This is a genomic window from Pseudomonas sp. (assembly GCF_049300855.1).
Classification (GTDB): domain Bacteria; phylum Pseudomonadota; class Gammaproteobacteria; order Pseudomonadales; family Pseudomonadaceae; genus Aquipseudomonas.
Genome location: NZ_JBAQKH010000045.1, coordinates 96,229 through 108,115 on the forward strand (window position 1 = coordinate 96,229; position 11,887 = coordinate 108,115).

At 57.8% G+C, this 11,887-nt stretch carries 14 protein-coding genes and 1 pseudogene; 7 read left to right on the plus strand and 8 right to left on the minus strand.

The genetic code is table 11. The features are described from left to right. The first annotated feature begins 656 nt into the window (after window positions 1-656). Window positions 657-1,019, plus strand: coding sequence for a DUF6124 family protein (locus WA225_RS23805; RefSeq protein WP_422609889.1), 363 nt, complete (start codon window positions 657-659; stop codon window positions 1,017-1,019). An 87-nt stretch (window positions 1,020-1,106) separates the two neighbouring features. On the opposite strand, the gene WA225_RS23810 is transcribed toward WA225_RS23805, so the two are convergent. From WA225_RS23810 to WA225_RS23820, 3 genes are all read right to left on the minus strand, one after another. Next, window positions 1,107-2,522 (minus strand): amino acid permease, encoded by a 1,416-nt coding sequence (locus tag WA225_RS23810; protein ID WP_095121091.1) that lies wholly within the window; start codon window positions 2,520-2,522, stop codon window positions 1,107-1,109. Window positions 2,523-2,646: 124 nt separating this feature from the next. Further along, entirely contained in the window at window positions 2,647-3,699 is a 1,053-nt protein-coding gene (locus WA225_RS23815) for an ornithine cyclodeaminase (protein ID WP_422609890.1), read from the minus strand. Window positions 3,700-3,749: 50 nt separating this feature from the next. Further along, complete coding sequence (locus WA225_RS23820) at window positions 3,750-4,784, minus strand: histone deacetylase family protein (RefSeq protein WP_422609891.1); 1,035 nt, start codon at window positions 4,782-4,784, stop codon at window positions 3,750-3,752. 119 nt (window positions 4,785-4,903) lie between these two features. Here WA225_RS23820 and WA225_RS23825 point away from each other — a divergent pair, with 119 nt between their 5' ends. Continuing rightward, a complete protein-coding gene (locus WA225_RS23825; RefSeq protein WP_093433799.1) occupies window positions 4,904-5,404 on the plus strand; it encodes an Lrp/AsnC family transcriptional regulator in 501 nt (166 codons plus the stop codon). 77 nt (window positions 5,405-5,481) lie between these two features. Here WA225_RS23825 and WA225_RS23830 read toward each other — a convergent pair whose 3' ends face one another. Both WA225_RS23830 and pseH read right to left on the minus strand, forming a co-directional pair. Continuing rightward, window positions 5,482-5,850, minus strand: coding sequence for a DUF7079 family protein (locus WA225_RS23830; RefSeq protein ID WP_422609892.1), 369 nt, complete (start codon window positions 5,848-5,850; stop codon window positions 5,482-5,484). Between the two features lie 17 nt (window positions 5,851-5,867). Next, the gene (pseH, locus tag WA225_RS23835) at window positions 5,868-6,419 is read right to left on the minus strand and encodes a UDP-4-amino-4,6-dideoxy-N-acetyl-beta-L-altrosamine N-acetyltransferase (protein WP_422609893.1); all 552 of its coding nucleotides are present in this window, start codon (window positions 6,417-6,419) and stop codon (window positions 5,868-5,870) included. Window positions 6,420-6,554: 135 nt separating this feature from the next. Between pseH and WA225_RS23840 the strand changes: the two genes are divergently transcribed. Beyond that, on the plus strand, window positions 6,555-6,767 hold the full coding sequence (locus tag WA225_RS23840) for a hypothetical protein (protein ID WP_095121094.1): 213 nt from the start codon (window positions 6,555-6,557) through the stop codon (window positions 6,765-6,767). Between the two features lie 3 nt (window positions 6,768-6,770). On the opposite strand, the gene WA225_RS23845 is transcribed toward WA225_RS23840, so the two are convergent. Both WA225_RS23845 and WA225_RS23850 read right to left on the minus strand, forming a co-directional pair. Further along, on the minus strand, window positions 6,771-7,562 hold the full coding sequence (locus WA225_RS23845; RefSeq protein ID WP_422609894.1) for a transporter substrate-binding domain-containing protein: 792 nt from the start codon (window positions 7,560-7,562) through the stop codon (window positions 6,771-6,773). Window positions 7,563-7,621: 59 nt separating this feature from the next. Continuing rightward, a complete protein-coding gene (locus WA225_RS23850) occupies window positions 7,622-8,269 on the minus strand; it encodes an FMN-dependent NADH-azoreductase (RefSeq protein WP_422609895.1) in 648 nt (215 codons plus the stop codon). 101 nt (window positions 8,270-8,370) lie between these two features. Here WA225_RS23850 and WA225_RS23855 point away from each other — a divergent pair, with 101 nt between their 5' ends. Continuing rightward, on the plus strand, window positions 8,371-9,225 hold the full coding sequence (locus WA225_RS23855; protein WP_422609896.1) for a LysR substrate-binding domain-containing protein: 855 nt from the start codon (window positions 8,371-8,373) through the stop codon (window positions 9,223-9,225). Window positions 9,226-9,230: 5 nt separating this feature from the next. Here WA225_RS23855 and WA225_RS23860 read toward each other — a convergent pair whose 3' ends face one another. Next, window positions 9,231-9,701 carry a hypothetical protein gene (locus WA225_RS23860; RefSeq protein ID WP_422609897.1) on the minus strand — a complete coding sequence of 157 codons (471 nt, stop codon included), beginning with the start codon at window positions 9,699-9,701 and terminating at the stop codon, window positions 9,231-9,233. Window positions 9,702-9,866: 165 nt separating this feature from the next. On the opposite strand from WA225_RS23860, the gene WA225_RS23865 reads away from it, so the two are divergent. From WA225_RS23865 to WA225_RS23875, 3 genes and pseudogenes are all read left to right on the plus strand, one after another. Beyond that, on the plus strand, window positions 9,867-10,532 hold the full coding sequence (locus tag WA225_RS23865; protein WP_422609898.1) for a ribonuclease T2: 666 nt from the start codon (window positions 9,867-9,869) through the stop codon (window positions 10,530-10,532). 135 nt (window positions 10,533-10,667) lie between these two features. Then, window positions 10,668-11,154 (plus strand): annotated as a pseudogene (locus WA225_RS23870) (PAAR domain-containing protein). Between the two features lie 3 nt (window positions 11,155-11,157). Continuing rightward, a complete protein-coding gene (locus WA225_RS23875) occupies window positions 11,158-11,886 on the plus strand; it encodes an alpha/beta hydrolase (protein WP_422609899.1) in 729 nt (242 codons plus the stop codon). Window position 11,887: the final 1 nt, after the last annotated feature.

Below are 11,887 nucleotides of genomic sequence, written 5' to 3' on the forward strand. Positions count from 1 at the left end.
CGCTGGGCGGGGAGAAAAGTAGGTAGTGTCAGTCGGTAGTGCCATGGCTGGAGGTAATGGCGCTCAGCGTGGAGTCCAATCAGTCTGTCCAATAATTTGGGCATTAGGGTACGAGGGCGGTATCAATCCCTGCACACAGAATGTACACGACTACAGGAAAGGCCAATGGATTTAGGCTTTGGCGATCCGATCCATTAGCGGAGCGACGGATAGCGCTTGAAAAAGGAACGCAGTGCTCTGTGTTGTTGCACAGTATTTGGATCGGTGATTGCGCCAGTAAATCCTTTCCAAACGGAAAAAACGTGTTTGTTTAAGTGAAACCTGTTGCTGCAGTCCTCAGCCTACACCACCTTGCGCCTCCCCCTACACCTAAGACAGAATCCCCCGGCTTGTACGTCTAGCCCGCACGCTCTATCGTCCCCACATCACTGACAACCAGTGATCGGGTTTGGTAGCCCGCTTCGTGTCTAGATGCATCGCATCACCAATTTCAGTCGCTTCCCCAGGACTCGGATTTCATGGTGGTCATGCGTGGGGCCCATTCGTGGGCGCCGGGTTCTAGTGCGACCGGTCTACCAACCCGCGTATGGCCGCCACCCATCGTTTGGTAGCGTGGGTGATGGCTTCTTTTAGTAATCGCGCTAGAGGTTCCATCTATGTTCAAAGTAACGCCCAACCCTCCAGAAACCGATCCCGCATCCCCCTACGATTCCCTCAACCCCAAAAAACTCCACGAAGCCGCCGAGCGCGCGCTCGATCACTACCTCCTTCCCGCCGACCACATCATGGCCAGCGTCAACGAACCCGAGCGCATGTACCTCGCCAACCCCAAGTACGACTCGGAATCCCTATTGGCCAATGCCAGTGAAACGCTGAGTTCTGCCTCGGAAATGCTCAACAACTTTGCCGCGACGCTTGAACCCTCGCACCGCAAAACCGCGCTGGGCATTGCGCAGGTGGTGATGTTGGGTGAATTGGCGGTGAATCAGGCGTTGGATAACGTTGAGGTGAAGGCGTAAAGCCTGTCCCGCCGTGGGCAGGTGAAATGCTCGTTCACTGATAACCAAAAGCCGTCATTTTTCAGGTGACGGCTTTCGTTTGCAGCTCTAGCCAAACTGACTAGCCGACTCAACCGCAGATTTCGGCTTCCTCAACCGCGTCAACTGGTAAGCAATCGCCAACCAGACAAACCACCCCGGCATCACCATCAGCGCAATCCGCGTGTCAGGCCGCAACGCCAGTAACCCCAGCACAAACCCCAAAAACGCCAACGAAAACCAAGCCATCGGTACACCACCGGGCATCTTGTAAGCCGACTTCGCATGCAGATCCGGACGTTTTTTGCGGTAGGCGATGTAAGACGCGAGGATGGTCGACCAGGTGAAGATCACCAGAATCGCCGACACGGTGGATACGATGGTGAACGCGGTCATGACTTCCGGCACGATGAACAGCACCAGCACGCCGACCAGCATCAACAACGTGGTGAACGCCAGGCTCAGCAGTGGCACGCTGTTGCTCGACAGTCGGCGGAATATGCCGGGGGCGTTGTCCTGATTGGCCAGCCCGAACAGCATACGGCTTGACGAGAACACGCCGCTGTTGGCCGAGGAGGCCGCTGAGGTGAGGACCACGAAGTTGACGATGCCGGCCGCTGCGGGAAATCCGGCGACGAGGAACAGTTCGACAAAGGGGCTTTTGACTGGGGAGACCTGTTGCCACGAGGTCACGGCGATAATGCAGGTCAGTGCCAACACGTAGAAAAGGATGATCCGCAACGGAATCGAGTTGATCGCCTTGGGCAGGGTTTTCTCCGGCGAGCGGGTTTCGGCGGCGGCGGTGCCGATCAGCTCGGTGCCGGCGAAGGAGAAGATCGCCATTTGAAATCCGGCGAAGAAGCCGAACAAGCCGTTGGGGAACGCTGCCTGTTTGTCCACCAGGTGACTCAAAGATGCGGTGACGCCACTGGGCGAAACGAAGGAGCTGGCAATCAGCACGGTGCTGACGCCGATCAGGGTGACGACGGCGATTATCTTGATGATCGCGAACCAGAATTCCACCTCACCGAACAGCCTGACGGTCAGCACGTTGAGCGCGAACAGGGTTGCCAGCATGCCGACGGCGGGGATCCACGCCGGGACGTCGGGGAACCAGTACTGGAAGAATCCGCCGACCACGACGGCGTCGCCGATCACCGCCACGCTCCAGCTCAGCCAGTACGACCAGCCGAGGAAGAACGCCGCGCGCGGGCCGAGGTAGGCGCCGGCAAAGTCGGCGAAGGTTTTGAAGTTGAGGTTGGACAGGAGCATTTCGCCCATGGCGCGCATGACGAAAAACACGAACAGGCCGATGATCATGTAGATGAGGATGATCGATGTCCCGGAGAGGGCGATGATCTTCCCGGAACCCATGAACAGGCCGGTGCCGATGGCGCCGCCCATGGCCATTAACTGGATATGACGATTGCTGAGCGTGCGCTGCAGCGCGGGCTGTTCAGGCAGCCCGGAAGGGGTCGATTTCATTGCAAAACCTCTTGATTTTATGTTTTTTAGTTTTGGCAGAAAGTAGGTGTCGAGCGTTCTTGTTAGAGGTGCAGCGGCTAATCACAAGGTGAGTCGCCCCCTGTGGTGGGGGCGGCGATTGCGATCAACTGACGGTGCGCAGACGCGAGGCTTTGGCCGGTTGCGGATCGAGCAGTTGGAAGAGGTTTTTTATGTTGGCCGGCGTCGGCACCAGGTGGATGCGCTGGCCGATTTGCTGTGCCTGCGCCAAGTCGTTGAGGTAGCGCAGTGAGGAAAAGTCTTCCAGGGCAAAACCCACCGAATCGAACACCGTCACCTGCGCATCGTTTTCGCGTCCGGCCACTTCGCGCTGCACAATGCGGAAAAACTCGATCACCGGGGAGTCGGCTGCCAGTTGCTGAATCTCGCCCTCGATGCGCGTTTGCGGCTCGAACTCGACGATGACCTGGGCGTTGCGCAGGATGTCGGCGTGCAGTTCGGTTTTACCCGGGCAGTCACCGCCGACCGCGTTGATGTGCATGCCGGGCTCGATCATCTCGGGCGTCAGAATCGTTGCGTAGGCTTTGTCGGCGGTGACTGTGGTGACGATGTCCGCGCCCTTGACCGCGTCCTTCACCGAGCTGGCCAGAATCACGTCGATGTCCGGGAACGCGGCGAGGTTGTGTTTCAACTTGAGCGACGCTTCGCGATCAATATCGAAAATGCGGATTTCAGTGATGCCCAACATTTCATGAAAGGCCAGCGCCTGGAATTCACTCTGTGCACCGTTGCCAATGAGGGCCATCGAGGTCGCACCCGGACGAGCCAGCAATTGCGCCACCAGCGCCGAAGTGGCTGCGGTGCGCACGGCGGTGGTCAAGGTCAGTTCGCTGAGCAGCGTCGGATAGCCACTCTGCACATCGGCCAGCAGACCGAAGGCCATGACCGTGAGCAAGTTCTGCTGGCCGTTGTTCGGGTGGCCGTTGACGTATTTGAACGAGTACTGCTGGCCGTCGTCGGTGGGCATCAACTCGATCACGCCGTCCGCCGAGTGATTGGCCGTGCGCGGCGATTTATCAAACTGCGCCCAGCGTGCGTAGTCCGCTTCGATGTAGCCGGCCATTTCGCGGATGGCGCGGCGAATACCGACTTGGTTGAACAGGCGTGCGGCATCATCGACATCAATAAAAAGCGTCATGGTCTTATTCTCCGATCCAGTCATTGAAAGGTTGTAGAGCGCGAGCTGGCTCAGCTGCGTTTGCTCTCGAAACCGTGCAGCACGTTGACCGCATTGATGCCGATTTCATCGACCATGTACCCGCCCTCCATGACGAACAGGGTCGGGCAGCCGACGCTGGCGATCAGTTCGCCGATGCCGATGAAGTCCTCGCTTTCCAGCAGGAAGTGGCTGATGGGGTCGTCCTTGAACGTGTCGACACCGAGGGAAATCACCAGCACTTCAGGCGCGAACTGCTGGAGTTTTTTGCAGGCGTGGAGCAGGGCGTTGCGATAGCTCTCCCACGTGGTGTTTTTCGGCAGTGGATAGTTGAGGTTGTAACCCTCGCCGACACCCGCGCCGACTTCGTGGCTGTAACCCGAGAAGTACGGATAGGACACCGCCGGTTCACCGTGCAGCGACACGAACATGACGTCGCTGCGCTGGTAAAAAATGTTCTGCGTGCCGTTGCCGTGGTGGAAGTCGACGTCGAGCACCGCGACGCGTTTGGCGCCCTGGGTGATGGCTTGTTGCGCGGCAATCGCGGCGTTGTTGAGGTAGCAATAACCACCCATGTATTCGCGTGCGGCGTGATGGCCGGGCGGGCGGCACAGGGCGAAGGCGCTGTCGTGGCCTTCATCGAGCAAGGCCAGGCCGGTGAGGGCGATGTCGGCGCTGGTTTTCACCGCTTGCCAGGTCGTCGCGGTGATCGGCGAACCGGCATCCATGGCATAGAAGCCGAGCTTGCCGTCGATGAACGTCGGCACCTCTTCGCCGGCCAGATCGCGCACCGGCCACACCAGCGGCAAGGCGTCGTGAGTGCGACCGGTTGCGCTCCATTCGGCCCAAGCGCTTTCGAGAAAACTGACGTAGCGCTCGCTGTGTGCGTTGACGTAGCACGAGCGATCAAACGCACGCGGTTCGACGATCTGCCCGAGGCCGACCTGTTTGACGCGGTTGTGCACGGTATCGGCCCGACTTGGTTGTTCGAACGACGGTTTGAGCACGCCGTCTTTCAATTCGGTGCCGTGGTGCAACCGGTGGGAATCACTGAAAACTGTAAACATTCTGCGCATCCGTTATTGTTGGCCAGTGCAAATATTCTGTTCCGGCTGGGCTGCGCTTTCTTTGCTTTGTGTTCGGGATTCAAGCGATTATTCGGGCGTTTTTACTCAGGAATGGCGTCATGCAGAAAAAAATATCCAAACGCATCAGCCTCGACGAAACCGATCTGGCGATTCTTGAGTTGTTGCAGGAAGACGCCAGTATTTCCAACGCTGAACTCAGCGAGCGGCTGTCGCTGAGCCTTACGCCGTGTTGGCGGCGGCGCAAGCGCATGGAGGAGGCGGGAGTCATCAAGGGCTATCAGGCCAACCTTGATCGGCGAATGCTCGGCCTGGATATCATGGCGTTCGTGCACATTCGTTTTTCCACCCATGCCGATCACGCGCCGGACGCTTTCGAGGCGGTGATTGCGCAATTGCCGCAGGTGGTGGCCTGCCACAAGATCACCGGCGATGCCGATTATGTGTTGCAGGTGTTGGCCGAGGATCTTGATAGTTACAGCGACTTTATCGAGCAGGTGCTCAGGCGTCAGGTGGGGATTGCGTCGATCCAGTCCAGCCTGGCGTTGCGCGAGGTCAAGACTGGTAGCCGGATTGCGATTCCCAAACCGGGGAAGGACTGAACGGGCAGAGGGGCAATCATCTTTTCAGTTTAAACGCGTTGTTAGCCGTTGATGCGCTATTGCCACGCAGGGCTGTATCAACTCCAGCCTTTGCAGTGAGCGGTAATCTCTGCCCAGACTTCCCGATAGCTGAATCGCAACCACGCGGTGTGCAGCTTATGCAGTTGCCGCCGAATCCAGCTGTTCGTGTTTGCGAGCAGCATTTGCTCGATGTCCCTGTTCAACGCATCGGGTTCGAAACCTGTCCAGACCGGCGGGAGCACACATTCCAGGTTCCAGGCGCAGACGACGGCAACTTCGGCATACAGAATGTCTTTAACCTGTTCCGGATCATAGCCTTCGATTTGCCGGGCGATGTAGGGGTAATCGACGCCGGTGTCGACGAAAATATCGGAGAGGGCTGCGCGGATTTTGTATAGATCGGCAGGGTTCATTTCACGTTTCAAACGCAATGCTCCAGACCTTAAACGGCGTTGAGCCGCTCTATCACAGGCGCCAAAGCAGGGCGCTTGTGTTGCCATTCGTCTTTGGTAATACCTAGCAGAACAACGTCGATCCGCGCGCCATCCCTGAAGATGTTCTGCCGCCGGACGCCTTCAATCTCAAAGCCGAATTTCTGATGCATCTTCACCACCGCCGCGTTCATCGCCAGTACTTCACAATTCAGCTTCTCCAGCCCCGCCACGCCAAACGCGTAATCGAGCATCCAGAATTCAACGACACTGCCCAAGCCCTTGCCCTGCAACCCCACATCCAGATAAAACGCCCAATCTGCGCTCTTGTGCAGCACGTTGATCGCATTCAACGAAACAACTCCCACCGCTTGCTCATCCTTGATCACCACAAACACTTGCTGGCGCGGATTACCCTGCAAAGAGTTCAGCCATTTGGCATGTTCCTGCTCACTGATTTCATGCGAGGTGTACATGAATTTGCGCACGTCCGGTTGATTGCGCAGGGTGCGGACGTGGGCCTGGACAGCGGGGCTGGCGTCGGTGAGGGGCAGGAATTGCATGGGGATGTCCTTGTCGGCGGATAAGCGATTCTGAACCAGCGCTGTCGATCAGCAAAGTTTCATCTTGCCGTGTGCGGCGCAGGCCTAGGATGTTGGCACAAGATCGTCGTTTTCCATCCCGAGGGGAATCGTGTCATGCGCCTTAATGTCGTCAAAGTGCTGTTGATCGCTGCAGCGGTATCGGTGTTGAGTGCCTGTTCGGGCGCGGGTGGTTTGACCACCACCAGTTGTTTCTCCAGCGATTGTCAGTCGCCGGAGGGGCACAACGCCAATACGTTGAAGTTCGGTGGCAACAGTATCGGCAGCAGTCTCAATCAATACAGTTCCGGCATGTTGCATGACGATTGAGGATTACGGCGCGGCAGGGACGGCAATCCACTCGCTGAGGGTTTGCTGATATTTGCCTGTCTCCTTGCTTAGATGCAGCCACTGATCGACGTACAGTTTCCAGCTGATGTCATCGCGCGGCAGCAAGTAAGCCTTTTCCCCGTACTGCATGTACTGATGCGGATTCACCGCGCACAGGCCCGGTTTGAGTTTCTGCTGATACAGCGCTTCCGAGGCGTCGGTGATCATCACGTCGGCCTGGTTGTCGAGCAGTTGCTGGAAGATCGTCACGTTGTCATGCAGGGCCAGTTGCGCCTTGGGCAGGAAGGCGTGGACGAAGGCTTCGTTGGTGCCGCCGGCGGGTTCGACCAGGCGCACGTTGGGCTGGTTGATCTGTTCGACGGTCTGGTACTTGCTGACGTCGGCGCAGCGCACCAGCGGGATCTTGCCGTCGGTGTCGAGGGTGTTGCTGAAGTAGGCTTTTTTCTGCCGCTCCAGTGTCACTGAAATACCGCCCATGCCGATGTCGCATTGGCCGGCCTGCATGTCGGGCATCAGGGTTTTCCAGGTGGTTTGCACCCATTGCACTTTGACCCCGAGGCTGTCGGCCAGTGAACGGGCCATGGCGATGTCGATGCCTTCGAAGTCGCCGTCGGGGCGCTTGAAGGTGTAGGGCTTGTAGTCGCCCGTGGTGCAGACGCGCAACTGGCCTTGTTGCTGGATGCTGTCGAGGTGCGAAGGGGCTTCCTGCGCTTGAACGGCAGTGGCCAATGTGAGCGCACCGCAGAAGATCATTGTGCTTTTTAGAATTGTCATCGAGATCGGGTTTCCGAGAAGCAAGGGTGGCCCAGTGTAGTGAAAGGCTTTCGTGGGTGTCACCCGGCCCGCACCAGGCGATCTGCCAGATCCCGCGCCTGTTGTGAGGCCAGCAGCCGCGAGTTGCGGTCGAGGTCTTCCCCCAGAATGGTCTTTTCGACGATCAGCGCGTGCACATCAGTGATCCCGACAAATTCGAGCCACGCTTGCATGTAGGGTTTCTGAAAGTCGAACCGTTCGGCGGGCGTGGTCGATTGCGCAGAAAAATCCAGGCCGCGGGCATAGGCCACCACCGCGGTTTTGCCGTGCAGCAATCCTTGCGGGCCACGCACCGGGTCGAAGCTGAAGAGAATGTCCTTCTGCGACACCAGGTCGATGTAGTGCTTGAGTTTGTAAGGAATGCTGTAATTCCACAGCGGTACTGACATCACCAGAATGTCGGCACGGTGCAGGTGGGCGGCGAGTGTCTCGAGTTCTTCCCAGGCCGTTTGTTGGGCCGGTGTTCGCGCAATTCCGTTGAGGCCAGCGTACTTGGCGTTCATCGCCTCTTCGCCGAACTCCGGCAGATGCAAGCTCCACAGATCCAGGGTTTCGACGTGGGTCTGCGGCTGATGCTGCAGATAGCGGTCGATAAAGCTGCGGGCCACTTGCAGTGACGCGGAGCGTTGTTTGCGCGGTGAGCATTCAATGTGCAGAAGGGTGGTCACGGTAAGCCTCGGCAGTCGGTTGGAGGGTGCGAGGCATTGCAACATAGCTCGCTTCAAACTATAAATCGTTAATAAATCAGCCACTGATCACGAATCTCACTATGTTTGACGCCCTGTTGCTCAAGACCTTTGTCACCGTTGTCGATGAGGACGGCTTCAGTCGTGCGGCGGAAAAACTGCATCTGACCCAGTCGGCGGTCAGCGGTCATCTGCGCCGACTCGAAGAACAAGTCGGCAAACCGCTGCTCAAGCGCACCACCCGTTCTCAGCAACTCACCGCTGATGGCGAGCGTCTGATCGCTTATGCGCGGACGATTCTGGCGTTGAATCGCGATGCCTGGGCGCAGCTCACGCGCACGCCGTTTCAGGGGCGGGTGCGGATTGGCGTGTCCGAGGATTTTATCGAGGCGCGGTTGTTGCGTGCGTTGCAGGATTGCGCGGCGCAGCATCCGGGTATGCAGATCGATGTGCAGGTGAACATTCCCGGGACGTTGTTGGGCCAGATGCAGCAGGGCGATCTGGAGATGGTCATCGGTTCGCAGTGTGAAACCGGCGAGGCGGGGCGTTTACTCTGGCAGGAGCCACTGGTGTGGGCGTGGGCCGCGCAGCCTGTCACGCAATTGCCGACGCCATTGCCGCTGGCGTTGTTCCCTGAGCCGTGTCCATATCGCGAGGCCGCGTTGACGCGCCTGGCTCAGGCCGGTATCCCCCAGCGTACCGCCATGCAGTGTTCGAGCACCGCCGGTCTGCGCGCTGCGGCATTATCCGGATTTGCCGTGGCAGCCATGCCGGCGAGTCAGTTGGGCCAGGGATTGGCTGCGCTGGGCGCGGACCAAGGCCTGCCGGCGTTACCGGATGCGCAGTTCCGCATGTTTGTAGCGTCTCATGCCGATCCGCAGATGATCGACGCGCTATCGCAGGCGATCATCGAATTTTGCTCGGCGCGGCGGCAGTGAGAGGTTTACAGACCAAGACCTTCCTGCACCGCCAGCAACAGATTGTTTTCGGTCAGCGCGATGGCATCCAGTTGCTGACCGGTTTCAATCGACTGCATCCACCAATGGCTTTCACCGTGCTCATCCACGGTACGCAGCAGATAGGTATCCGTGGCTGACGGAATGATCTGCACCCGCCCGGCGCCATCCTCGGTAAACCGCGCAATGGGATCGAATGTCAGGGTTTGATGATTGGCTTCGATTACCAGTTGATCGATCGCGTAATCGTGGGTTTGGCCATCCGGTGAGCTTTCGCAAACGTGAGTCGGATTACGCCGAATCTTCAGGCCGACTTCAGTCACCGGCTGCAGCCACGCCTCGATGCGGTGGTACAAGTCGTACACCTGCGCCGGCCAGCAATCGATCTCCAGCGTGGCATCCGCGTGGGTGTGCCGGGTTTGCTTGAGTTTGGCGGCGAGTTCGTCTGCTTTACTCATTTCGGATCCCTTGGTTTGATGTCTGCCTGTTAATCGTAGACCTTTCAACGGCGTAGGGCGTTGCCTTGCGTCATGCGCTTGCAACACAAACATGGCGAAATTAGCCCTGGCCAAGTCTGGCCGGGATCGAAAACCACGGACGCAGGCGTCCCAAGGAGCGGGTAGATGAAAAAGCTGTTTACAATTTTGGCAGTGATTGCGCTGACGGCCGGTAGCATCGGTCTGAGTTCGGCGCGCCAATCACAGTCGAGCAAGGCCCAGGCGGAATCGGTGGCCGGGGTGTTCGATTACTACCTGCTGACGCTGTCCTGGTCGCCGACCTTTTGCCTGACGCATAAAGATGACGTGCAGTGTTCCGGCAAGGGCTATGGCTTTGTGTTGCACGGCCTGTGGCCGCAATACGCCAAGGGTGGCTGGCCGGAATCCTGCCCGCCGCTGACCACGCTGAACGCGGCGCAAACCAGCAAAGGCCTGACGCTGTTCCCGACGAAAAAACTGCTCGACCACGAATGGTCCAAGCACGGCACCTGCAGCGGCCTCGGCGCGATGGGTTATCTCGATGAAGCGGACAAAGCGGTCGCGGCGGTGAAAATCCCCGATGAACTGCAACCGTTCAGCAGCTCCTATTACTTCGAAGCGCAGGAAATCGCCGACTTGTTCCGCAAGGCCAACCCGGGAATTCCGGCCGATGGCATCGCGGTCATTTGCAGCGGCCCGGAGCTGTCGGAAGTGCGCGTGTGCATGGGCAAGGATTTGCAGTTCGGTGCGTGTGGCAAGGGCGTGAAAACCCAGTGCCGGGCGGGGGATATTCGGGTGCCGCCGTCGCGCTGATACGAGCAGTTTCCATGAACAGGAAAGGCGCCCGATCGGGCGCCTTTTTTGGTCTGAAGGTTTGAAGTACCCGACAAACTCCCGCATGCTTGCGCCCCCGAAAGGATGGACACGTTACATTGCAAGGAGCTGTTCATGAGCGGAAAACCCGCCGCCCGCGTCACCGATCCAACCGCCTGCCCACTCCCGGGACATGGCACCAATCCTATTGTCAGTGGCTCGCCGAATGTCAATTTCGACGGCTTGGCGGCTGCGCGGATGACTGACAAATCCGCCTGCGGCAGCCCGATTACCGGCGCTGTGGCTTCGACGGTGTTCATCAATGGCTTGAACGCCGAGCACTGGTGGTCACGGCAATGTCGTCATCGGCGGTTCAGGCACGGTCATCATCGGTGACACGGTGACGTCGGCTCCCTTCAGTGGTTTGCTGCCGATGCCGGTGCATTTCACTGACAGGTTGAAACTGGTCAATGACGTGACCGGTGAGCCCATGCCTGATCATCCTTACGTTATTCAGCGCGCTGACGGACGTCTGGAACATGGGGTGTCTGACGCGAACGGATTTACTCACCAAGTCAGCTCGCATCTGCCGGAAACCATCAAGTTGTTTTTGGAGGAGTAAGGGATGACGGCTGAAACGGTAACGTGCGCGAAGGGCAACAATTACAAGCTGCACAAGGAACATGCGCTGACGGACAAGAAGGATGTCAGTGACAAGCCTGTGCCGGTGGAGAGTACCAAGGCGATTGTTCTATTTGTTGGTGGCGCTGGCGATAAAGAGAGTTATTACTTTTCCGGACCATTTGGCAACGTTAACGAGGCAATGACCGGTTTTGATAATCGCAATCTGGACCTGACCAAGCTAGGCAAGTACAAATCTCAATGGCTTGGGTATAACGAGGTGCGGGGAAAGAAAGATATCCAGAAAAATGTTCTGAACATCATTCCCTACAAATCATGCCCTATCTACATTGTGGGGCACAGCTTGGGGGGATGGAACGGCGCGCATTTGACCAGCGTCATGTCTGAGTGGGGCTACAGGATTAACATGCTGGTCACACTCGACCCAGTAGGTGAAGGTGCTTTGGTGTGGCTGGGATCCGATATTTATGGCGATCAACCGACACCGGTGGCTGACTTTTGGATAAATATTAAAGCTATGCCCTCCAAGCCTGACCAATCCGACTCGGTGGCGGATTTTGGTGAGAAATGGGAAGTACTGTGTGGGCCTGACATTAATGTAACCATGGACACAAACCATGCTAATGCTCCAGCGATGTTTACCCGTCCTGTTGCTGAAGGAAAATCGGCGAGCGATCTCATGTTCGAAGCCATTCGCATAGGCAATCGCTGAA